This is a genomic window from Nitrosopumilus cobalaminigenes (assembly GCF_013407145.1).
Classification (GTDB): domain Archaea; phylum Thermoproteota; class Nitrososphaeria; order Nitrososphaerales; family Nitrosopumilaceae; genus Nitrosopumilus; species Nitrosopumilus cobalaminigenes.
Genome location: NZ_CP026993.1, coordinates 551,703 through 571,073, shown reverse-complemented (window position 1 = coordinate 571,073; position 19,371 = coordinate 551,703). Strand labels below are relative to the sequence as shown.

Annotated in this window: 31 protein-coding genes; 17 read left to right on the top strand and 14 right to left on the bottom strand. The window is 32.8% G+C overall.

Annotated elements, in window-relative coordinates:
• Positions 1–9 precede the first annotated feature (9 nt).
• Positions 10–717 carry a hypothetical protein gene (locus C5F47_RS03445; RefSeq protein ID WP_179361506.1) on the bottom strand — a complete coding sequence of 236 codons (708 nt, stop codon included), beginning with the start codon at positions 715–717 and terminating at the stop codon, positions 10–12.
• Between the two features lie 77 nt (positions 718–794).
• Here C5F47_RS03445 and C5F47_RS03440 point away from each other — a divergent pair, with 77 nt between their 5' ends.
• Genes C5F47_RS03440 through C5F47_RS03425 form a run of 4 tightly spaced genes read left to right on the top strand, consistent with a single transcriptional unit; the run spans position 795 to position 2,722 of the window.
• Positions 795–1,160: an SHOCT domain-containing protein gene (locus C5F47_RS03440; RefSeq protein WP_179361505.1), complete on the top strand. Its 366-nt coding sequence runs from the start codon at positions 795–797 to the stop codon at positions 1,158–1,160.
• Between the two features lies 1 nt (position 1,161).
• Positions 1,162–1,617, top strand: coding sequence for a cupin domain-containing protein (locus C5F47_RS03435; RefSeq protein WP_179361504.1), 456 nt, complete (start codon positions 1,162–1,164; stop codon positions 1,615–1,617).
• A gap of 5 nt (positions 1,618–1,622) precedes the next feature.
• Positions 1,623–1,985, top strand: coding sequence for a cupin domain-containing protein (locus tag C5F47_RS03430; protein ID WP_179361503.1), 363 nt, complete (start codon positions 1,623–1,625; stop codon positions 1,983–1,985).
• 59 nt (positions 1,986–2,044) lie between these two features.
• Positions 2,045–2,722 carry a DnaJ domain-containing protein gene (locus tag C5F47_RS03425; RefSeq protein ID WP_246271173.1) on the top strand — a complete coding sequence of 226 codons (678 nt, stop codon included), beginning with the start codon at positions 2,045–2,047 and terminating at the stop codon, positions 2,720–2,722.
• Here the strand turns inward: C5F47_RS03425 and C5F47_RS03420 are convergent.
• The 3 genes from C5F47_RS03420 to C5F47_RS03410 are packed head-to-tail and all read right to left on the bottom strand — an operon-like array spanning position 2,719 to position 3,611.
• Positions 2,719–3,126 carry an HIT family protein gene (locus tag C5F47_RS03420; protein ID WP_179361501.1) on the bottom strand — a complete coding sequence of 136 codons (408 nt, stop codon included), beginning with the start codon at positions 3,124–3,126 and terminating at the stop codon, positions 2,719–2,721. The two genes, C5F47_RS03425 and C5F47_RS03420, sit on opposite strands and share 4 nt — an antisense overlap.
• Positions 3,127–3,164: 38 nt before the next feature.
• The gene (locus tag C5F47_RS03415) at positions 3,165–3,443 is read right to left on the bottom strand and encodes a hypothetical protein (RefSeq protein WP_179361500.1); all 279 of its coding nucleotides are present in this window, start codon (positions 3,441–3,443) and stop codon (positions 3,165–3,167) included.
• Positions 3,444–3,611, bottom strand: coding sequence for a hypothetical protein (locus C5F47_RS03410; protein ID WP_014965382.1), 168 nt, complete (start codon positions 3,609–3,611; stop codon positions 3,444–3,446). It lies immediately after the preceding gene.
• A 53-nt stretch (positions 3,612–3,664) separates the two neighbouring features.
• On the opposite strand from C5F47_RS03410, the gene C5F47_RS03405 reads away from it, so the two are divergent.
• Positions 3,665–4,804: a 3-hydroxyacyl-CoA dehydrogenase gene (locus C5F47_RS03405; protein ID WP_179361499.1), complete on the top strand. Its 1,140-nt coding sequence runs from the start codon at positions 3,665–3,667 to the stop codon at positions 4,802–4,804.
• 95 nt (positions 4,805–4,899) lie between these two features.
• On the opposite strand, the gene C5F47_RS03400 is transcribed toward C5F47_RS03405, so the two are convergent.
• Positions 4,900–5,037 (bottom strand): hypothetical protein, encoded by a 138-nt coding sequence (locus C5F47_RS03400; RefSeq protein ID WP_179361498.1) that lies wholly within the window; start codon positions 5,035–5,037, stop codon positions 4,900–4,902.
• Between the two features lie 213 nt (positions 5,038–5,250).
• On the opposite strand from C5F47_RS03400, the gene C5F47_RS09730 reads away from it, so the two are divergent.
• Positions 5,251–5,379, top strand: coding sequence for a hypothetical protein (locus tag C5F47_RS09730; protein WP_281361091.1), 129 nt, complete (start codon positions 5,251–5,253; stop codon positions 5,377–5,379).
• 8 nt (positions 5,380–5,387) lie between these two features.
• Here C5F47_RS09730 and C5F47_RS03395 read toward each other — a convergent pair whose 3' ends face one another.
• Entirely contained in the window at positions 5,388–6,077 is a 690-nt protein-coding gene (locus tag C5F47_RS03395) for a hypothetical protein (RefSeq protein WP_179361497.1), read from the bottom strand.
• Positions 6,078–6,161: 84 nt separating this feature from the next.
• Between C5F47_RS03395 and C5F47_RS03390 the strand changes: the two genes are divergently transcribed.
• Positions 6,162–7,172 (top strand): hypothetical protein, encoded by a 1,011-nt coding sequence (locus tag C5F47_RS03390; RefSeq protein WP_179361496.1) that lies wholly within the window; start codon positions 6,162–6,164, stop codon positions 7,170–7,172.
• Between the two features lie 23 nt (positions 7,173–7,195).
• Here C5F47_RS03390 and C5F47_RS03385 read toward each other — a convergent pair whose 3' ends face one another.
• Positions 7,196–7,702, bottom strand: a complete 507-nt coding sequence (locus tag C5F47_RS03385) for a TIGR00725 family protein (RefSeq protein WP_179361495.1) — start codon at positions 7,700–7,702, stop codon at positions 7,196–7,198.
• A gap of 60 nt (positions 7,703–7,762) precedes the next feature.
• Here C5F47_RS03385 and C5F47_RS03380 point away from each other — a divergent pair, with 60 nt between their 5' ends.
• The 3 genes from C5F47_RS03380 (at position 7,763) to C5F47_RS03370 (ending at position 8,577) form a co-directional block, all read left to right on the top strand.
• Positions 7,763–7,900: a hypothetical protein gene (locus C5F47_RS03380; RefSeq protein ID WP_179359961.1), complete on the top strand. Its 138-nt coding sequence runs from the start codon at positions 7,763–7,765 to the stop codon at positions 7,898–7,900.
• Positions 7,901–7,966: 66 nt separating this feature from the next.
• Positions 7,967–8,377: a hypothetical protein gene (locus C5F47_RS03375; protein ID WP_179361494.1), complete on the top strand. Its 411-nt coding sequence runs from the start codon at positions 7,967–7,969 to the stop codon at positions 8,375–8,377.
• Between the two features lie 2 nt (positions 8,378–8,379).
• On the top strand, positions 8,380–8,577 hold the full coding sequence (locus tag C5F47_RS03370; RefSeq protein WP_179361493.1) for a C2H2-type zinc finger protein: 198 nt from the start codon (positions 8,380–8,382) through the stop codon (positions 8,575–8,577).
• Here the strand turns inward: C5F47_RS03370 and C5F47_RS03365 are convergent, their stop codons facing one another.
• The 3 genes from C5F47_RS03365 to tuf are packed head-to-tail and all read right to left on the bottom strand — an operon-like array spanning position 8,578 to position 10,427.
• Positions 8,578–8,781, bottom strand: coding sequence for a TFIIB-type zinc ribbon-containing protein (locus C5F47_RS03365; protein WP_179361492.1), 204 nt, complete (start codon positions 8,779–8,781; stop codon positions 8,578–8,580). It abuts the gene before it with no gap.
• A gap of 29 nt (positions 8,782–8,810) precedes the next feature.
• Entirely contained in the window at positions 8,811–9,119 is a 309-nt protein-coding gene (rpsJ, locus tag C5F47_RS03360; RefSeq protein WP_008299200.1) for a 30S ribosomal protein S10, read from the bottom strand.
• Between the two features lie 9 nt (positions 9,120–9,128).
• A complete protein-coding gene (tuf, locus tag C5F47_RS03355; RefSeq protein WP_179361491.1) occupies positions 9,129–10,427 on the bottom strand; it encodes a translation elongation factor EF-1 subunit alpha in 1,299 nt (432 codons plus the stop codon).
• A gap of 130 nt (positions 10,428–10,557) precedes the next feature.
• Here tuf and C5F47_RS03350 point away from each other — a divergent pair, with 130 nt between their 5' ends.
• The 5 genes from C5F47_RS03350 (at position 10,558) to endA (ending at position 15,319) form a co-directional block, all read left to right on the top strand.
• Positions 10,558–11,691: a fructose-1,6-bisphosphatase gene (locus C5F47_RS03350; protein WP_179361490.1), complete on the top strand. Its 1,134-nt coding sequence runs from the start codon at positions 10,558–10,560 to the stop codon at positions 11,689–11,691.
• Between the two features lie 65 nt (positions 11,692–11,756).
• The gene (locus C5F47_RS03345) at positions 11,757–12,167 is read left to right on the top strand and encodes a membrane-associated sensor domain-containing protein (protein WP_179361489.1); all 411 of its coding nucleotides are present in this window, start codon (positions 11,757–11,759) and stop codon (positions 12,165–12,167) included.
• A 36-nt stretch (positions 12,168–12,203) separates the two neighbouring features.
• Positions 12,204–13,970, top strand: a complete 1,767-nt coding sequence (locus tag C5F47_RS03340) for an ATP-dependent DNA ligase (RefSeq protein ID WP_179361488.1) — start codon at positions 12,204–12,206, stop codon at positions 13,968–13,970.
• 67 nt (positions 13,971–14,037) lie between these two features.
• On the top strand, positions 14,038–14,691 hold the full coding sequence (locus C5F47_RS03335; protein WP_179361487.1) for a DUF47 domain-containing protein: 654 nt from the start codon (positions 14,038–14,040) through the stop codon (positions 14,689–14,691).
• 91 nt (positions 14,692–14,782) lie between these two features.
• The gene (gene endA, locus C5F47_RS03330) at positions 14,783–15,319 is read left to right on the top strand and encodes a tRNA-intron lyase (protein WP_179361486.1); all 537 of its coding nucleotides are present in this window, start codon (positions 14,783–14,785) and stop codon (positions 15,317–15,319) included.
• On the opposite strand, the gene C5F47_RS03325 is transcribed toward endA, so the two are convergent.
• Together C5F47_RS03325 and C5F47_RS03320 are read right to left on the bottom strand one after the other, a co-directional pair.
• Positions 15,316–15,693 carry a hypothetical protein gene (locus C5F47_RS03325; protein ID WP_179361485.1) on the bottom strand — a complete coding sequence of 126 codons (378 nt, stop codon included), beginning with the start codon at positions 15,691–15,693 and terminating at the stop codon, positions 15,316–15,318. The two genes, endA and C5F47_RS03325, sit on opposite strands and share 4 nt — an antisense overlap.
• Positions 15,694–15,695: 2 nt before the next feature.
• Positions 15,696–15,932, bottom strand: a complete 237-nt coding sequence (locus tag C5F47_RS03320; protein ID WP_179361484.1) for a hypothetical protein — start codon at positions 15,930–15,932, stop codon at positions 15,696–15,698.
• A 101-nt stretch (positions 15,933–16,033) separates the two neighbouring features.
• Between C5F47_RS03320 and C5F47_RS03315 the strand changes: the two genes are divergently transcribed.
• Both C5F47_RS03315 and C5F47_RS03310 read left to right on the top strand, forming a co-directional pair.
• Positions 16,034–17,797 (top strand): SDR family NAD(P)-dependent oxidoreductase, encoded by a 1,764-nt coding sequence (locus C5F47_RS03315; protein WP_179361483.1) that lies wholly within the window; start codon positions 16,034–16,036, stop codon positions 17,795–17,797.
• A gap of 2 nt (positions 17,798–17,799) precedes the next feature.
• Positions 17,800–18,252 carry a hypothetical protein gene (locus tag C5F47_RS03310; protein WP_179361482.1) on the top strand — a complete coding sequence of 151 codons (453 nt, stop codon included), beginning with the start codon at positions 17,800–17,802 and terminating at the stop codon, positions 18,250–18,252.
• 131 nt (positions 18,253–18,383) lie between these two features.
• Here C5F47_RS03310 and C5F47_RS03305 read toward each other — a convergent pair whose 3' ends face one another.
• Complete coding sequence (locus tag C5F47_RS03305; RefSeq protein WP_179361481.1) at positions 18,384–18,521, bottom strand: hypothetical protein; 138 nt, start codon at positions 18,519–18,521, stop codon at positions 18,384–18,386.
• A gap of 210 nt (positions 18,522–18,731) precedes the next feature.
• Positions 18,732–19,343, bottom strand: a complete 612-nt coding sequence (locus C5F47_RS03300) for a transcriptional regulator (RefSeq protein WP_179361480.1) — start codon at positions 19,341–19,343, stop codon at positions 18,732–18,734.
• Between the last annotated feature and the right edge of the window lie 28 nt (positions 19,344–19,371).

Here is a 19,371-nt window from a genome sequence, read left to right as displayed (position 1 = left end):
AATATTAAACTAAAGTATTTTCTTGCGTACTGAATCAATCCTAATAATTCCAACTTTCTTTTTTGGACCAATTAGCCTTGCTTCAAAAATAGGAATATAAATTTCAGAAATTTCACGTAATGTAAATTCCTCATTGAGGTTTTTAACGTCTGTCTCCATTGGTTTTTTTAGTTGAGTTTTTAGTTTATCAATTGCAGCATCATAAGTCATCTCAGGTTTTTTTACATTTGACTCATTTTTGTCTAGTAATTGTTTTGGATAATTTTCAACAGTCTTTGAATTAATTTTAAATGGAAATTTAATATCCCTGCCATGATGATCAAAGGTTAATTCATCCTCTTCTTCAACAAATACATGCTCATCTAATTTGAAATCAATTTTATTTTTTCCTCGTTTTCCAACAAAAGCCTTGGTAATACTTGATTTTGAGCGTACTGGAAATAATCCATCTCCCAACAAAACTTCAGATACGTTAGAATCAACCGAAATTGAATGGGTTGCTTTTCTAAAATAGTCTGCAACATATTTTCCTGAAACCATTAGAATGCATTCATAGTATAATTTTAGAGAATGTACATGAACATCTTCTTTTTTTGGACGAGAAAGTAAAGATTTGAAAGGACTTGTCTTCTTTTCTTCAACAATACGCATTGCCTCAGATTCATTAATATTTTTTCTCAGGACTATAGTCTTTACATCATAAGAAGATTGAACCAAAACTATTCTGATTACGCAATTCTATCTATTAAATCAATTCGACTAGGAATTAAATAATAGAAACCAGTAAAGATAGTATGGCAGGAAAAAAGAAAGCAGGATACATTGAGAGATTTCTAAAAAAAGCAGACAAAGCAATTGATGAAGGAATCAAAAAAGCGGACGAAGCACTAGAAGACGCAGTGGAATTTGGTGAAATGGCAGCATCTCAAGCAAAAAAAACTAGCGAAGAGTTGACTAAAAAAGCATTAAAAGAAAAAGAGCAAATAAAATCAAGAGGAGTTAAAAAAATTAACGATGGAATTGCTGTTGCAAAAAATGCGACAAGTAAAAAAGAAGAAGATTTAGCAACACTTGAGAAACTTGGAAAACTACGAAAAGCAGGAGTTATAACTGAAAAAGAATTTCAAGAGAAGAAAAAGAAAATACTTGCTAGGATTTAAAATGAACAAATCCAATATTTCAGGTACAGGAGATAAGAGAAACGTAAATCATGATTGGTTTACAGGTAAGACATGGATGAAAGTTCTTTCAGAGAAAATAAAAGCAAAAGATCAAGACATCTATCACGTTCATTTTGAAAAAGGATCCAGAACAAAACTTCATCAACATAACGGAAATCAAGTATTAATCGGAGTGAAGGGAAAAGGAAGTTTAGAGATTTTTAGAAAATATGGCACGAGTAAAAATAATTTCAAAATTAAAAAAATTGAAAAAATTAGCCTCAATGAAGGAGACATTGTACACATTCCAGCAAAAACCCTTCACACGCACGGTTCTGTAGACAAGAAAAAAGAATTTTCACATATTGCAATAAATATTCTGCCAAGAAAAAAGGCAGTTTACAAAACAGAATGGTATGAATCTGATTTTAAAACAATAGTTTCAAAAATCATTTAGAAAAGATGTCATTACGAAAAAATTCTGAAATAGATTCTATTGATGGTGATGAAGGTACTAAAATTAAACAATATTTTCATCCACATAACACCCTAAATGGGATTAACTATAGTTTAGCACAATTTACACTGGAGCCTGGAAAAAAATCAAAACTTCATCAAATAAAATCGTCTGAAATATATTATATTTTGGAAGGCACAGGCAATCTCACAATAAACGAAGAAGTACATTTTCTAGGAAAAAATGATTCAGCATATGTTCCACCAAATTCTAAACAACATATTGAAAACACAGGAGATGTGGATTTGAGATTTTTGTGTATTGTAGAACCAGCATGGAAAGCAGATGATGAAACCATACTAGAATAATCAAATAAACTCAAAATCAGATGCAATTATTTTTAACATATGACAAATCTCTAATGCTAGTGAATACTTACCAAGCATTACGGGTACTCAACGTAGATTCAAGTTCATCTCAGGAGGAAATAAAAGGCGCATACAGAAAACTAGCACTAGAATTACACCCAGACAAAAATCAAAACAAAAGAGAAGGTGAAGAATTCAAGAAAATTACTGAAGCATATAATCATCTAAAGAAAAATCACAATCAACATCAATCACCTTACCAAAATGCAACTAAAACACAAAAAAAGCCAGAAAGTAATTTTAAAAGAAAACCACAATGGGGAGCACCAGATGATGGAAGCATACCAGAACAAGATTGGGGCAAATATACACGTGAATTTGAAGAAGGGGACCCTGATTTTTGGAAAGAATATGAGAAAAAATTTTGGGAGGATTACAATGCAAGAGTTCGTCCAGATGGACGAAATGGAGAATATGAAAAAGCACAAGAGCCAAAAAAACAACCAGATCTATTTGTAGATGTTGACAAAAGTTTGTGTATTGGTTGTTGTAGTTGTGAAACTATCGCACCAGAGGTTTTTGAAATAAACAAATCTAGCAAATCAAATCCCAAATCATCAGTAATTAATCAAAAAGGAGCAGGGGTTAACAAAATAATGAATGCTGCAGAAACATGTCCAACAAAAGCAATTAGAGTAGAGAATATAGATACAAAAGAAAGATTATTCCCATACTAGATTTTTAATGTATCATACAATTCATCCATTTCAGATACAGACAAGTTTACAGGTGAACTAAACATGCTATGTATTGCTCCAGCAGAATCATTTTTACTTCTCGGAACTAAATGTACATGAACATGAGGAATTTCTTGACCAGCATCCTCACCATTATGAATTGCAACTAAAGTTGAACCAGTGATTTTATCAACATTGGATATCATTTCATGCACCAATGAAAACAAATCAGTGTTTTCCTCAACACTCATATCTTGAATTTTTTTGTGGTGGTTTTTTGGAATTACAAGAACGTGTCCTGTTGCAAGAGGAAAAGCATCAAGAAATGAAACAGATAATCTAGTTTCTTTTAGAAATTTGGTTTTTATATCACCAGAGATAATTTTGCAAAAGATGCAATCCATGATTAATTATAAAATGTATTAAAATATTAAATCATCTATTATGGTTCTACAATCGTAGCCCATGCAAGACCTTCACCAAATTTGATCATAGCTACATCTCCGGAATTTAAAGTACAATCCTCGATAATTTTTGGAACAGTGTCTTTAGTTTCAACATAGCAAACTCCTTCATCGTTTGTCAAAATTGTTACCTCTTCATAGACATCTTCACGAATAAGATTCCAAAAAGGGAAAACAATGGTAGATAAAACAATTCCAGCAGTTAGAAAAGCACCAACAAAAACAAGACTAGTTTTTTGGCTAGAGCTAAGTTCCAATTACCAAGTACCGCCATCGCCTGCATTAGGATCCATTTTTTTAGCAGGTACATTTCCATGTGCTTTTTTCATATGTTTTTTCAATCGCTCAGGATCATGTAACTCTGTACCACAAACATCACATTTGGTTTTGTTTTCATCATCTTTCTTACGTTTGAATAAACCCATTAATTCATAAAATTTTGAAATACATTATAAAGGATACTCGATTTTTGTCATTTGTGACAGTAAAAAATATCACAGTTTTAGGCTCTGGAGTTATGGGACATGGGATTGCTCAGGTTTCAGCAACTGCAGGATACAATGTAGTTTTACGAGATATCAAACAAGAATTTTTAGATAAAGCAATGGAGAAGATCAGGTGGAGTTTAGACAAACTAGTTTCCAAAGAAAAAATATCAAAAGAAGAAGGAGATGCAATATTTGGCAGAATTACACCAATTGTAGATTTGAATGAAGCTGTAAAAAATGCAGAACTGGTAATTGAAGTAGTTCCAGAAATCATGGATTTAAAAAAATCAGTTTATGCAGAATTAGATAAAGCAGCAGGGCCAGAGGTCATTTTTGCATCAAACACAAGTACATTACCAATTACAGAAATTGCAAATACAACATCACGTCCTGAGAAATTTATCGGAATTCATTTTTTCAATCCTCCACAATTAATGAAATTAGTTGAAGTCATTCCAGGTGAAAAAACAGCTCAAGAGATTACGGATTTAACCCAAGATTATGTAAAATCAGTAAACAAACAAGCAGTGTTATGTAGAAAAGACGTTCCAGGATTCATCATAAACAGATTATTCATTCCAATGGTTCACGAAGCATGTTTTGTTAAAGATAGAACAGGTGCATCACTTGAAGAAATTGATTCAGCAGTAAAATTCAAACTCGGATTTCCAATGGGTATTTTTGAATTAGCTGACTTTACAGGAATGGATGTAATTCATAAAGCAACAATAGAAATGCATTTACGAGATAAAAAAGTCATCAATCCACATACACTTGTAGAAAAAATGTTTGATGAAAAAAAGCTAGGACAAAAATCAGGAGAAGGATATTACAAATATTCTGATGACAAGTATGAACGAGTTGCACTTTCAGAAGAACTTGCAGAAAAATGTGATCCAATTCAACTTGTTGCAAATATTCTAAACAATGCAGCATGGCTTGTCTCAAATGGAGCAAGCGATATAGAAGAAATTGAGAAAGCAGCCAAATTAGGGTTAGGTCTCAAAAAACCATTATTTGAAACTGCAAAAGAGATAGGAATCAAAAAAATTGTGGATGAGTTAAACAAATTGGCTGATGAACATGGGGAATTTTATAGGCCAGATCCCTTACTCATATCAATGCAATAAAATTTGTTTGATTAAACACAATAATTGCAATTAGATTCAGATAAATCATTCAATTAGACGTTATTTAAAATCCATAATCAATACAGAGAGTAATTCTATTCGCAAAGATCAGGTTCAGAATTATAGATAGTTTCAGAAGAACACTCTAAGTTAAGATTATCAAATAATCCATTATCCTCATCCATAATTTTTTCATCAGTTTCAGGAAATGTAGATAATAAACTATATCCCATGAGCCCAATAAAGAGAGCTAAGAACACTATCCCCAGCAGTGCCAAAGGAGTCAACAATATTTGAACAAAATAACTGACACATAAAGATAAAGAAACAAAATTTGTCTTGAAATAACCAACGAACATAAATTAAAAATCAACTTTAGATGTATTTTGACATATATAATCAATAAAAAAATCATAATTAAATAGAACAAAGAACCATAGTTAATCATGATAAAAAGAGCATCAGCAGTAAAAAGAATGGAGAAAAAAATAGAAGAATCAGAAAAAAGATCCAATGAGAAAGAATGGGTCAAATATAAAGAAGAAGTAAAGAAGAAGAAATCAGAAGAAGATTAAATTCAGAACTATTTGTAAGGATTTATCCAAGGAAGCAAACTTTTAGGAAGGATTTCAAAATTAACATCACTCATCGCATCATTAAGTTCATCTTCATCAGGATTATCCATGTAGGCATCCATCTTATTTTTTACACCTTTACTTAAAAAATTCGATCCATATGGTCCTTGTAGAGATTCATAAACCATTTTTTTTTCAATAAGATATGCTAGGAGTAAAAATGAATCAAAATTATCTATTTCATCATTTGTGATATTATCTTGGTCATATGTTGTTTCCAATAAAGCATCTTGTTGACTAGAAATAAAAGATAAAATTCTAGCATACCTTTCTTTGATTTTACCAACAATGTGAAATGCGGAATGTTCCACATAGATTAAAATCACAAAAAGAATAATTCCAGAAGGAACGACTCCTAATAGCATTGAATTAATCAGAGAAGAGGATTCATCTGGTCTGTTAGCAATTCCAAATATTATAGGAATACCAAATAAAATTACAGTAATCAAAGTACCTAAAATAGTTAAAACAGTAGTTCTCCAATTTTTTAACGTATTAATATAATCCTCAGAACGAAGTATGATATCATTTTTGTTACCTTCCAAAGCCTGTTTATGTAAATGAAGTCTATTTTCTAGATTTTTTATCTTCCAAGTAGTGGCATCCATTACAGATTTCTCATCACTCAAGTTTTCCATTAAATTTTACTCATTAATTTATGAATCGATTTATAATTAAAAAGGGCAACAACGCTTTTATTATTATATTCATAATAGGATTGTTTGAAAAATAATATCATTGTATTTTTTGTTCTCATAACATTGTTTATTCCAACAGCATATGCTCAAGAAGAAGGGAAGAGTAATGGCAATATCGATTATGGCATATTAGTTGCATCTATAACAGCAATTGGATTATTCGGAGGGTTTGTTCTGAATGCTTTTGTAAATAGATCCCAAACTAAAACTAAATACCTAAACATTGTGAATGATTATCAAGAAAAATTCAAAAAACTAAATGAAGAAGAACCTAAATTAATCACAAAAATGGATTGTGATACATATGCAACAAATTTTTTAAATGTTTTAGATTCTATGATTTTTGCAGAATCTAAAAAATGGATTCCTTCATCAGTTTTAGATTATTTCAAAACAGGTGAATTTAGATACGGAGTGACACTATTAAACTGGTGGAATTGTGACCATGAAGAAATAAATCAAAATTTACAATCAAAGAAAAAATCTGAAGATCTTTGGCCAGAATTACATAGATGGTTGAAAGAAAATCCAATTGCACCGTTGTCACCTGAAGAATATCTACCACCCCAGTTAACAAATGAGAAATACTCACACTTGCCCATTGTAGATCAACAGCATTATCAACAAATTAGGCAAGATCATATTCATCAACTTCGCATGTTAGTAAATGATAAAGAATTACTTGTATGTTACAATGTTGATAAAATACCTGAAGGGCATAATGAAGAAACGTTAGAGGTAAGTCAACTTAACACAATTGAAAGGAAAATTTTTAATTTCTTTATATTAGAATTGGATTTGTATGAAAGAGTTTTTGTAGCAAAAGATGCAGGGTTATTAGAAGAAGATGAATGGGTGTTATGGCTAGAATGGTTTAAAATGTTTAAAAATAATTGGATTTTTGAATTTGCTTTTAAAAGAATGGCACATATTTTCCATCCAGAAATGATGGATGTAGTTGGAAAAGAAATTTTTGGTATTGAAAATGACAAAATGAAAGAAATCAGGGGGAAAAACAAACAACAGTATTCATAAGATAAACTAAAAAATAGATTTCCTCATTTAATTAATTCTAATATCTTCTTTACAGCTTCTTGTGCGCTATCGGCACCTTCAATTTTTACATTTTCTCTGTGATCTAAATATCCATCAATATATTGGGTAACAGGACCATTTAGATTTCTAATAGCCACCATGGGTTTTTTATGCATATATGCAGCACAAACTTCAGACAAGGTTCCAGATCCGCCTCCAACAACAACAATTCCATCAGCACTCAAAGCATTCAAGAAATCACGAGTCAATCCCATTCCAGTTGGGATCACAATATCACAATATTCATTGGCTAATGTAGCATCGTCTTGAGGAATAATCCCAACAGTTAATCCTTCAGCATCTTTTGCACCATGTGATGCAGCCTGCATAACACCACCCAATCCCCCAGTTAACAAAACAGATCCAGATTTTGCAATTTCAACTCCAACATCATATGCTACTTTTTCATGCTCGGGAGTGCAACCATTTGTGTTATGTCCAATAACCAAAATTTGACGTTTTTTTGCCACAAAGATTATTGAAAATATGGTTTGAAATATCTTTCCAAGAGAAAAGGATATTAGTAAAATATGCAGACATTAACTATGGAAAGACGTTCAATGCCAGTATGTTTTACTGAAAAACAATACAAAATGATCGAAGAATTTGCCAAGAGAAACGGTATGCTAAATGCAAGTCAAGCTCTTGAAAAAATCTTAAGCCAATAAGCATTTTTTGTTATTTTTATTTTGTTTACATTTATAGAATATATCATATCATGAGGATCAAAGAAAATGGGATTATTTAGTAAAAAGCCATCATTTTGTAGTGTTTGCAATAAGGAATTAACTCACAAACACAAACCAAAAAGAGAATGGAATGTAAAAGGTCCACTTTGCGGAGATTGTCATTTTGATAAATCTAAGGAATATTATGAAGGAAAGGTTAGACAGCCATGTGTAGTTTGTGGAACAACACAGAAAATTACTGATTTGTGGGAACCCAGATGGCAATGGGACATGGAAGGTTTGTTATGCAAAAAATGCTTTGATAATAAAGAAGAAGACCATGGTAAAAAGAAAAACTTTTGTTCATTGTGTGGCGGTAAAATGGGTTTGATCAGATACAATCCAAAAGGCAATTGGAAGATTGAAGGCCAGTTATGTAGAAAATGCTGGGATGAAAAGAAAGCAGAGTTTGGATAGAAGTGGGATTTTTTAACAAAAGTAAATGTGAATTATGTGATAAGAAATTTTCCAAAGAAGAGGAGTTGATGAATCATATACAAATTGTTCACGGTAAAGATTTGAAATATGATTGCAAAAAATGTAACAAGTTTTTTTCAAACATGGAAGATATGAGAACTCATTTACAAAGAGAACATAGCTACAAAAAAGACAGATAATTAAATTGCTTTTACGGTTTTAACTACTGGAGGTCTATCTTTAGTAAACACTCTGAATCCACAAATACATTTGATTTCAGGCAATCTAGACAATTCAGAATTTTGAACACTAGTACCACATCTTAAACAAGAATAACTTACATCAAAAGTCTCAACAGGAGTTTCTTCGATTTCATCTATTTCTTCTTCAACCATGTTAATCATCAAAATTTCTATAATTTAAGGCTACCAGATTATGTCAAAGACAATTCAATGTAGACGTCATCAGGGATTTTTAGTCTCATAAGTTGTCTAATTGCTTTATCATCAGCATTGATATTGATAATACGTCTATGCATTTTCATTTCCCATTTTTCATAGGTTTCAGTTCCACTGCCACATGGTGACTTTCTAGTAGCAACATGCAATCTTTTTACAGGAAGTGGAGTTGGACCTTTGACTTTAACACCGGTTTTTTTACCGATACCCATGATTTCCCCACATACACCATCTAATTTAGGAAGACTGGTGGAAGTGAGTTTAACACGGGCGGTTTGTGTCATAAAATCCGCCTATGGTTTGTACTCTTCGGTAATTTCCTTTACAATTCCTGCTGCGATAGTTGCACCCATATCTCTAAGGGCAAATCTACCCATCTCAGGGAATTCTTGGAATGTTTCAATACATGTTGGTCTCACCGGTCTAATTTTGACAATTGCAGAATCTCCAACTTTGAGGAATTTTGGATTTTCTTCTTCAACTGCACCAGTTGCTGGGTTGATCTTTTGGAGGAACTCAGTAACAGTTGCTGCGACTTGTGTAGTGTGTGCGTGCATTACTGGTGTGTAACCAGGAGCAATTGCTGTTGGGTGGTGAATAACAATAATTTGGGCTTTGAATTCTTTTGCAACGTTTGGAGGTGCATCAGGAGTACCAAGAACATCTCCTCTCTTGATATCTTTCTTTTCAACACCTCTAAGGTTGAAACCAATGTTGTCACCTGCTTCTGCAGATGGCATTTCAGTGTGGTGTGTTTCAATAGATTTGATTTCACCAGGAGCTCCTGAAGGCATTACAACAATTTTGTCTCCTGCTTTCATAATTCCTGTTTCAACTCTACCTACTGGTACAGTTCCTACACCGGTAATAGTGTAAACGTCTTGAATTGGAACACGTAGTGGTTTACCGACGGGTTTTTCAGTGACAGTAAAGTCATCAAATGCTTCTAACAAAGTCTTACCTTTGTACCAATCCATGTTCTCTGATTTCTTGACTAAGTTATCTCCCTTCCATCCAGATACTGGAATGATAGGTACTTGATCTAATTTGTAACCAACAGATTTTGCTAAACCTTCACCTTTTGCTTTGGCTGCGTTGAATGCGTCTTCTTTGTATTCGACTGCATCCATCTTGTTGATTGCAATGATTAGTTGGCTTACACCGAGTGTCTTTAGCAAGAATGCGTGTTCTCTTGCTTGTCCACCTGCAGCAATTGCTGTATCGGTTTCACCTTCTTTTGCTGAAAGTACTAGAATGGCTGCATCTGCTTCAGAAGCACCAGTAATCATGTTTTTAATAAAGTCCCTGTGACCAGGAGCGTCAATCAAAGTAAAGAAGTACTTTGGTGACTCAAACTTTTGGAAAGCTAGATCGATTGTAATACCTCTCTCTCTTTCATCTTTAATGTTATCCATAACCCAAGCGTACTTGAAAGTATCACCTTTTCCGGTCTTTTCGGATTCTGCTCCGTGAGCTGCAATTGTTCTTTCATCTACAACTCCAAGATCCATCAAAAAATGACCCATAGTAGTTGATTTTCCATTATCAATATGTCCTGTAACAATCAGGTTCAAGTGTGGTTTATCTGCCATATGAAATGCGTCGCTGAGGGCATTTATTAGCGTTATGAATTTTTGAAGAAAAATTAAAAAAAAATCAATTAATTACAGATCATAAGACTTTGCTAAAAGCACATAAATCAAAGAGATAGAAATCAAAAATATGAAAATTACAGTTTCAGTTATCAAAGCAGATGTCGGAGGAATCGGCGGACATACAAAACCAAGTGACGGCCTAATCAAAGCAATTAGAGATACCGTTGAAAATTCAGGAGATTTACTTATTGATCATTATATAGGATATTGTGGCGATGACACACATATTGTTATGACCCACACACATGGGGTAGACAATGAAAAAATTCACAAATTAGCATGGGATGCATTCATGGCAGGAACTCAAGTAGCAAAAGATGAGGGATTGTATGGAGCAGGTCAAGACTTGTTAAAAGATTCATTTTCAGGAAACGTGAAAGGAATGGGTCCAGGTGTTGCAGAATTAGAATTTGAAGAAAGACCCAATGAAGCTTTTACTGTTTATGCAGCAGATAAAACAGAACCAGGTGCATTCAACTATCCAATCTATAGAATGTTTGTAGATACATTAAGCAATACAGCATTGATTGTAAACAAAAGTCTAGCAGCTGGTGTTGTAATGAATATCATGGATGTTGAGAAAGCACAAATTGCATCCTTACGTTTATGGGAAGACAAGCCAACCATCGAAGCTGCATTGATGTATCCAGGAAGATATGTCGTAGATTCAGTGTACACCAAAGATGGAGAACCAATTCTCGATGCATCAACTGATAGATTACACAACATTGCAGGAACATATGTTGGAAAAGATGATCCAATCATGCTAGTAAGAACTCAAAAGAACTTCCCAGCCACAGAAGAAGTCGGAAGTGTCTTTAACAATCCACACTATGTTGCAGGAAATACAAGAGGTAGTCACAACATGCCATTAATGCCAGTAAAATTAAACTCGGCAGCATCAATCAACTTTTGTATTCCAATTGTAGAATCACTAGTATTCAGCATGCATAATGGGAAACTAGTTGGACCATTTGATGGATTCTCAACTCCAGATTGGGACTACATTAGAGAAAATGCTACAAAGAAAGCAATAGCAATTAGAAGTCAAGGATTCATTCATCCAGCAACACTTGTTCCATCAGAACTAGAATATGCTGAAGGATATAGAGCAAGAATGGATATTCTTGAAGCTAAGATGAAGCCAATGGAAGAGACATCCAGCGGTGAAAAGAAAGAGAATTACGAAGATCCAGATTAGTCATTTCAGATCTTGCTAATCATAGGAAATAGTTAAATCAAAAAACTACGTACTCATATTAGTTTATGAATGCTTTTCAAAAGGTGTTTGATTGGAAGACGTATATTTTCACAGCATTAGCAGTCATATCTTTCTCAAGTTTCGTTGCAGTGTTATTTGGACAAACTATTCCAGGAGTAATTTTAGCATTTTTCAAAATTGCTGGAGAATATGTGATTTTAGGAGCAGTTTTCATATTTGCATTTGCATGGCTACTCAAAGCAAGACCACATAACCGTCCAAAAGAATACTCTGTTGTCCCTTTTGATGTGTATGGGAAAAAAAGCAAGATAGATGGAATTAGAACAGAATTCAAAACACATGATGTGGCATGGAGTTTTATGAAACAATACAAAGAGGCATATCCATTTTACAACTTTGCACTAGTTTCAGATCTTCCAAAGTCAGATAAACCAACAATTTTTAGATACATCTAATTCAGACTTTTATTCAAGATTACATAGATAAGTAAAATGGAGTTTGCAATTTTAGCTGAGTCATTTAACAAAATGGAATCAACTAGAAAAAGACTAGAATTAACACAATTTTTAGTTGAACTATTTGAAAAAACACCGCATGATGTAATATCAAAAATAGTATACCTCATTCAAGGAAAATTAAGACCAGACTTTGAAGGAATTGAGTTAGGAGTTGCAGAGAAACTTGCAATTAGAGCAATTTCAAAATCTTCAGGAATTCCTATTAAAAAAATCGAAGACGAATACAGGAAAGGCGGAGATCTCGGCCATGCATCTTCAATAATTTTGGAACAAAAAACACAGACTACATTTCTAGTTGAAGACATTACTGTAGAAAGAGTATACGATACATTATTCAAAATTGCAAAACTAGGAGGATCTAGATCTCAAGATATGAAAATGAAATACATTTCTAGTTTGCTAAATGACGCAACCCCATTAGAGGCAAGTTTTATTTTGAAAATTTTGTTAGGAACTTTGAGACTAGGAATTGCAGAAAATACTGTAATGGATGCTTTAGCAATAGCATTTTCAGGAGATAAAGAAAATAGAAAAAAACTTCAATATGCGTACAACGTATCAAGCGACTTGGGCAAAGTTGCAGAAACTATTGCAACAAAAGGCCTAGAAGGAATTGAAAAATTTGAAATTGTTTTGTTCAATCCAATCAGACCAATGTTAGCTGACAGAGTGAAAAGTGAACAAGAAGCAATTGAAAAGATGGGGAATGAATTTGCTGCAGAATACAAACTAGACGGAGAAAGAGTTCAATTACACATTGAAGGGGAAAAAGTAGAATTATTTTCTAGGAGTTTAGAAAGGATTGAAAGTTATTATCCAGACATTATTGAAAAAATTCCTAAAAACATACTTGCAGACAACATAATTTTAGAAGCAGAAGCTGTTGCAATAAATGAGAATACAGGAGAATTTCTACCATTTCAAGAACTAATGCATCGAAGAAGAAAATACAAAATAGAAAAAGCAGTTACAGAATATCCAATCACAGTAAACTTTTTTGATATTTTATTTTGTAATGGCAAAAGTTGTGTTGAATTAAGTTACAAAGAACGAAGAGAAAAACTTGAAAAACATGTCAAAGAAGATGAATTTTCAAAGTACATTCCAATGAGCACGGTAAAAAATGAAAGTGAAATTGAAGACTTTATGGAAAACAGTATCAATGCAGGAAGCGAAGGTTTGATGTTAAAGATGCTAGATAAACCATATCAAGCAGGTTCCAGGGGCAGTCATTGGTTAAAGCTTAAACGCGAATATAGAAACGAGTTGGGCGATAGTTTAGACCTTGTCGTAATCGGTGGATTTTTTGGGAAAGGAAGAAGGACAGGAAGTTATGGAACATTACTCTTAGCCACATATGATGAAGATGAAGATACGTTTCCAAGTATTTGCAAAGTAGGAACAGGTTTTTCAGATGAATCTCTAGATCAGTTATATCAAATATTACATCCCAAAGTTTCAATTAAAAAAAATCCACGAATAGTAAGTGAGATGGAAGCAGATGTATGGTTTGAACCAGAATTAGTAATCGAGGTAGTTGCATCAGAAATCACTCTTAGTCCAATTCACAAAGCAGCACTAGATGTAATTCGCAAAGATGCAGGACTAGCATTAAGATTTCCAAAATTCACAGGGAAAATTAGAGTTGAAAAAGCAGTAGAGGATGCATCAACAAATGAGGAAGTCATCTCATTATACAAAGGTCAGAAAAAAGTAGCACATGACAAAAATTTGATGTGATTCGTGCTCAAAAAAGTTCTAAAACCATAAAGGATTTAAATTACCACAGAGTTTTTTCATTTTTGTTATGTATAGCGGAGAGCTTGAAGTTCAAGCAAAAAGAAAGGCTATAGCAGTTTTACAAGACGAAATCAATAGAATTCTAAATGCATCCAGAGAACTTGCAACACTACCTGAACTAATGATGAAAAAAGACAAATCAGGAATCAAAAACACACTAGAGCAAATTTCAACAATTGAAGAAGAAGTTGAAAACTTGAGAAGAAAAATTACACGAGAAGTTGCCGATGTTGGAGGATTAATCATGAACAGAGAAAATCTTCTAAATACAGCATATACAATGGATGAGATTGCAGGTTATATCACAGGCATTTCATTCAAACTATCAAATGTAAAAATTACAACTCTAAAGAGTGCAAAACTGGATAAAGATATTACAAAACTGATTGAATTAGTTGTAGACGAAGTTTACAAACTAAATGAAATCATTCGTAGTCTTAACACAAACACTGCAAACGCCATCGAGTTGGCACAAGAAACTCAAACAATAGAGAGAGAAATAGACATCAAATACAGACAAGCAACATTGAAACTTCTCACAGAAGTTACAAATACAAAAGAACTAATGTTGATCAAAGATGTTATTGAAGGAATTGAAGAAATGGCAGACAAATGTCAAAGAGTATCAGATTCTTTCATTCTATTAGCATTGAGCCTATAACCAACAAAACCTCACTACTTTTACTTTATTTTCAATTTAGATATTCTATTTTCCTATAGAATTCATATACAGAGAATAACATACAAAGACAATGAAAAGCGAATTAATCGAAAATCGAATCATAGTATGGAATATTGAGGATTCACGAAAACTTTTCAGTCAAGGATATTACGGGAAACCAATAGGCATACCAAAACCAAAAATTGAAGAAATAGATGCTCCATTAATTTTAGATCTTATAGAAGGATTGTATCTATTAGAAAATAAAAAAATTACAATTACAAAATCCAAACAAAGAGTAACAGTTGATGAATTAATTGAAATATGTAAAAAAGAAGTTCATGAATTTGATAAAAAATATCTAGTATACAAGAATTTTAGAGATAAAGGGTACATTATCAATCCAGGAATTAAATTTGGATGTGACTTTGCAGTTTATGAGAAAGGACCAGGAATTGATCATGCTCCATTTTTAATTCAAGTGTATACAAGAAGTGAACCAATTACATCCACAGGTATTGTTCTAGCAGGCAGACTAGCTACAAGTGTTAAGAAACAATTCATCTTGGCAATTCCTAAAGGCAAAGAGAAAGTAGATTTCTTGGCTTTAGATTGGTGGAAAGCTTAGACGGATTTTATGTGACCTGCAATTCGGTCATAGATTTCAAAGAGTTCTTTTGTGATTCCAAAAGCAATATGATTGTCCCATTTACTTCTAATTCTTACTGCAACTTCAGTGGGCTCTACGTAGATTGTTGCATCTTTTACTGATTGTTTTGCAATCATATCATTTAGTTCAGTATCTGCATTTAGTTTTGATGCAAGACTACCAGAACCATTCCATTCTACTTTGACAACAGTTTTTGAGGCAAAATGCCCTTTAGTAGTAAGTTTGGTTTTGGCAACATAGTTGTTATACGAATTACCAGTGGCCTTTCGTACAATAAATTGAGCTTGAAACCTATCTAGTGCGCCCCATGGAAGTGGATTAGGATCTTGCATGATTATCCCTTTTGAATTATTTGTACTGCGTCAATGTTCGAATTCTTGATATCAATACATCCTCTATTAGTTACCATTCTAGGTGTTTGAGCAAAATATCTACTATAGTAATCATCATTTTCAATTTCATCAGTTCCAATTTCTTTAGATTCAGAATCAATGCCGATCTCCTTTAGCATGCCAGCAAATTTTTCAGGCCATGTTTGATAGACAAATGTGTCAGACTCTGTATCATGCATTAAAAATCATCAATCATACCCACAAATAAAGATATTCTGTATTTTTTGACTCAAAGATCAATCGAATTAAATATTACAAAAGTTTTGAGATTTTATCTAAATTGAAATTTCAAAATAAAATTGCTCTAATCACAGGAAGTGGTACTGGAATTGGTAAAGCCATCGCAACGAAATTTGTCGAGGAAGGAGCAAGTGTAATTATTCTTGGAAGAAGAAAAGGGCCACTAGAAGAGGCAGCAAAGGAACTTGAAGGAAAAATTCCTCAAGGTACAAATGCATCAGTGAGAATTTTTTCAGGGGTTGATGTTTCAGATGAAACTGCAATGAATGGAATGTTTGATTCTCTAAAGAATGACAATGTTACAATAGATTACATAATTAACAATGCAGGTGTGTCAGGCCCTGTCACATGTTTTCCAAATTCACCATTAGATGAATTCAAAAGTACAATTGGAATTCATTTAACAGGTACTTTCTGGGGCTCGGTTCAAGCATTAAAAGTAATGAAAGAAGGTGGAAAAATAATTACAATTTCAACATTCTTTACAGAAGAAAGGCCATTAGAACAGAGACCTTACAGATTTAGAAGTCCATATACTGCATCACAAGGTGCAAAGAATAGACTAGCTGAATGCATGTCATGGGAATTAACTGATAAAGGAATTATTTCTATTGCAACAAATCCAGGTCCTGTTCATTCAGATAGAATTTACAAAACAGTTTATCCAAAAGCAGCTGCTGAATTTATGAGAGTCAGTGGATTTGAAGACTTGAGTCCAGTTGAAGTTGAAGAAGCAAAAGATGATTTGTTAGAATGTATTTTAGCTGATGGAGTAGATAAAGAAGGAATTGCAAAAACTGCAGAAAAATTAGCAAATGGAAAAGATGTTGCTAAATTAACTGAAACATTTACCAATCTATTAACCAAAATTCAAACAATAGCAGAAAAAGTTCAAAATAATACATCACATATGATTGCAAACAAAGAATTTTTGTCACAAACACAAGTTGCAGAGTCAGTTCTGAATTTGTGTGATGACGAGATTGCAAAAATAATTAACGGCAAAGTAATTCCAGGAGATAGAGTATTTTATCCAGTTAAAGCTCATGTCGGAACCACCACCCCAGGAGTTCATCAGCCAGACTTTGGTGGAAAAGCTGTAGTGTTTACAGTTGATGCAACTGACAAAGCAGATGCAGAAAGAGTAGAATACTTGGCAGGTCATGTGGAAAAGAATGGTGGAAAAGTGGCATGTTTTATCTCACAAACAACTCCTACAAACTTGCAAGAACAAATTAGTGGAAAATTCCATTCACATGTTGTAGATATTACAAACCCAGAAGAAGTTTCAAAGTGGTTAAACACAGCTAAAACAAACATTGGAGATATTCTAGGTGTGATTCACATCACAGGAAAACTTCCAGAAGTTGAAAAATTAACAGAATTAAGCAGAGTAGGTTGGGAAGAACTAGTTGCAAAATTCATCTCAACTCCTGCAACTGTTGCTCAAAGAGCATTAGAACAATTTGTACCAGGAGGAGGAAAAGATCCAAGATTATTCAAAGACACAAAAGGTTCAATCATGATCATCGGTCCAGATTTACCCATTGGACGTAAAGTTACAGGAACTCAAAGAGCTCAAGTTGAAGTGTTTAGAGGAGCACTAAGACCGTTTACAACAACTGTAAATCAAGAATTGAGTGATGTATTAAAATCACAAATTAGATTATTTACGATATTCCCAGGTTCAGTTACAGGTTCAGAACCAAATAATGAAAAAATTGCTGATGCGTTTAATTTCCTTGTATCAGATATCTCTGCTTCATCATCAGAAGTTACTTTCTGTGTTGATGAATCAAGATAATAATGAAAAAATTTTCTGAATTCAGAGTAGGAGACTCATTTTATTCCACATGCAGTATTTCAGATAAAGAATTAGAAGAATACCTTAAATTTTCTAGAGTAAGAAATGCATTTCTAGAAAATAAAAAGAAAGGAGAACAGCAACTAGTTTCAGGCAGAGCAATTTTATCAAGAATGGAAGGAGAATTTACAAGACTAAATCAGATTTACGGGAATGACATTATTTTTCTGGGAACAGACGGAGATCCAAAGTGGGAAAATAGAAACACTAGATTTCTCAAACCACTATACACGGATCAAGTTTTAAAATTAAAATTTACAGTATCAGAAACAAATGACATTGACGATGAATTTGGAAAAATATCTATAGATTATGAAGGAATGTCACAGGACAATGACATAGTTGTTATTTCAAAGAGAAACATCTACAGGATTAAAAAAGAAACGCCAAAATAGTAAAAACTAATCTTCTAATTCTTCATCATTTCTTCTTGAAGGTCTTATTGGGACGTATAAAATAGTCATATAATTATCAGGTAATTTTTGTATTTAACAGAGTCGTAGGAATCATACTAAAGATTTCAAAATTAATTTTCAGGCAGTGTTGTATCAGCACAAAGAATTATCAAATATTCAAATTTTCCAGAGAGTCTATCAGATTCAGGAGTCACATACATAGCAGCTAATTTAGATTTTTCAATAAGTATTTCATCATAAGATAACATCAGGGTTAGTCTATTATGATCATATTGTGATTTATCAAATAGGGTTTGAGAGGGAACAAAGTAAGCAAATTTGTTATTTAGGAAAAGTTTTCTGCAGATACCAATATATTTTTCACAATAGGTATAATGAAATTTTTAAACTAAAAATAAAAAGCAGATCAGATATAAAATAAAATAATTATTATCAATTCATTTAGAATAAAAATTATTTTAGTTACTATAGACTGTTTGTAATACAGTACTATTCTCAATGACTTCAGGTGTAAATTGCACATTCACTGTAACTTTATTGTTGAAATCAATATTCACATTATCGAATAGTGATTTGTATTTGTCAACAGTTCGTCTATTTGTTGTAAAGTCATACCCAGATTTTACCAACAGTCCTTGTTCAATCAATAAATTAATTTTTCTATAACCAGATGTTGTAGGAATGTTTAATTTTTCTAAGATTTCGGAAATAGTCCAAGGTTCTCCAATAGAGGCATTGAGAATTTTTGACATTTCATCATCACTGAATGCTTTTAGAATTGATTGACTGATTTCAGGATCAGATATAGTAAATCTATTTTCAGCTTTATCTTGTTTAGATTTAATACAACAAATCTTATCCAAGAATTTCTTTTCTAAACCTTCAGCTCCTGCACCAAAAAATTCTCTAAGAACAGAATCTAATTTTCTAAAATCAATTATAGATTCAGTGATCGATGCACCATATTTTTCAAATAGGCGATTTTGAATACTGTGATACGTAGTATCACCCAGATTATCTCGAATCATCTTTTCAAGTGAGGGTGCAAAAAAAGTATCTATTTCAGCCATAATTCTCATTTGTTAATACTTTCATATT

What these genes read in the sequence shown, in the direction of transcription:
- C5F47_RS03365 (WP_179361492.1), bottom strand. Translation starts at nt 8,781, where the DNA reads ATGATTAACATGGTTGAAGAAGAAATAGATGAAATCGAAGAAACTCCT.
- C5F47_RS03335 (WP_179361487.1), top strand. Translation starts at nt 14,038, where the DNA reads ATGTATAGCGGAGAGCTTGAAGTTCAAGCAAAAAGAAAGGCTATAGCA.
- C5F47_RS03350 (WP_179361490.1), top strand. Translation starts at nt 10,558, where the DNA reads ATGAAAATTACAGTTTCAGTTATCAAAGCAGATGTCGGAGGAATCGGC.
- C5F47_RS03410 (WP_014965382.1), bottom strand. Translation starts at nt 3,611, where the DNA reads ATGGGTTTATTCAAACGTAAGAAAGATGATGAAAACAAAACCAAATGT.
- C5F47_RS03395 (WP_179361497.1), bottom strand. Translation starts at nt 6,077, where the DNA reads ATGGAAAACTTGAGTGATGAGAAATCTGTAATGGATGCCACTACTTGG.
- C5F47_RS03325 (WP_179361485.1), bottom strand. Translation starts at nt 15,693, where the DNA reads ATGCAAGATCCTAATCCACTTCCATGGGGCGCACTAGATAGGTTTCAA.
- C5F47_RS03340 (WP_179361488.1), top strand. Translation starts at nt 12,204, where the DNA reads ATGGAGTTTGCAATTTTAGCTGAGTCATTTAACAAAATGGAATCAACT.
- C5F47_RS09730 (WP_281361091.1), top strand. Translation starts at nt 5,251, where the DNA reads ATGATAAAAAGAGCATCAGCAGTAAAAAGAATGGAGAAAAAAATAGAA.
- rpsJ (WP_008299200.1), bottom strand. Translation starts at nt 9,119, where the DNA reads ATGACACAAACCGCCCGTGTTAAACTCACTTCCACCAGTCTTCCTAAA.
- C5F47_RS03375 (WP_179361494.1), top strand. Translation starts at nt 7,967, where the DNA reads ATGGGATTATTTAGTAAAAAGCCATCATTTTGTAGTGTTTGCAATAAG.
- C5F47_RS03320 (WP_179361484.1), bottom strand. Translation starts at nt 15,932, where the DNA reads ATGCATGATACAGAGTCTGACACATTTGTCTATCAAACATGGCCTGAA.
- C5F47_RS03300 (WP_179361480.1), bottom strand. Translation starts at nt 19,343, where the DNA reads ATGGCTGAAATAGATACTTTTTTTGCACCCTCACTTGAAAAGATGATT.
- C5F47_RS03430 (WP_179361503.1), top strand. Translation starts at nt 1,623, where the DNA reads ATGTCATTACGAAAAAATTCTGAAATAGATTCTATTGATGGTGATGAA.
- C5F47_RS03310 (WP_179361482.1), top strand. Translation starts at nt 17,800, where the DNA reads ATGAAAAAATTTTCTGAATTCAGAGTAGGAGACTCATTTTATTCCACA.
- tuf (WP_179361491.1), bottom strand. Translation starts at nt 10,427, where the DNA reads ATGGCAGATAAACCACACTTGAACCTGATTGTTACAGGACATATTGAT.
- endA (WP_179361486.1), top strand. Translation starts at nt 14,783, where the DNA reads ATGAAAAGCGAATTAATCGAAAATCGAATCATAGTATGGAATATTGAG.
- C5F47_RS03305 (WP_179361481.1), bottom strand. Translation starts at nt 18,521, where the DNA reads ATGTTATCTTATGATGAAATACTTATTGAAAAATCTAAATTAGCTGCT.
- C5F47_RS03400 (WP_179361498.1), bottom strand. Translation starts at nt 5,037, where the DNA reads ATGGGATATAGTTTATTATCTACATTTCCTGAAACTGATGAAAAAATT.
- C5F47_RS03420 (WP_179361501.1), bottom strand. Translation starts at nt 3,126, where the DNA reads ATGGATTGCATCTTTTGCAAAATTATCTCTGGTGATATAAAAACCAAA.
- C5F47_RS03380 (WP_179359961.1), top strand. Translation starts at nt 7,763, where the DNA reads ATGCAGACATTAACTATGGAAAGACGTTCAATGCCAGTATGTTTTACT.
- C5F47_RS03440 (WP_179361505.1), top strand. Translation starts at nt 795, where the DNA reads ATGGCAGGAAAAAAGAAAGCAGGATACATTGAGAGATTTCTAAAAAAA.
- C5F47_RS03435 (WP_179361504.1), top strand. Translation starts at nt 1,162, where the DNA reads ATGAACAAATCCAATATTTCAGGTACAGGAGATAAGAGAAACGTAAAT.
- C5F47_RS03345 (WP_179361489.1), top strand. Translation starts at nt 11,757, where the DNA reads ATGAATGCTTTTCAAAAGGTGTTTGATTGGAAGACGTATATTTTCACA.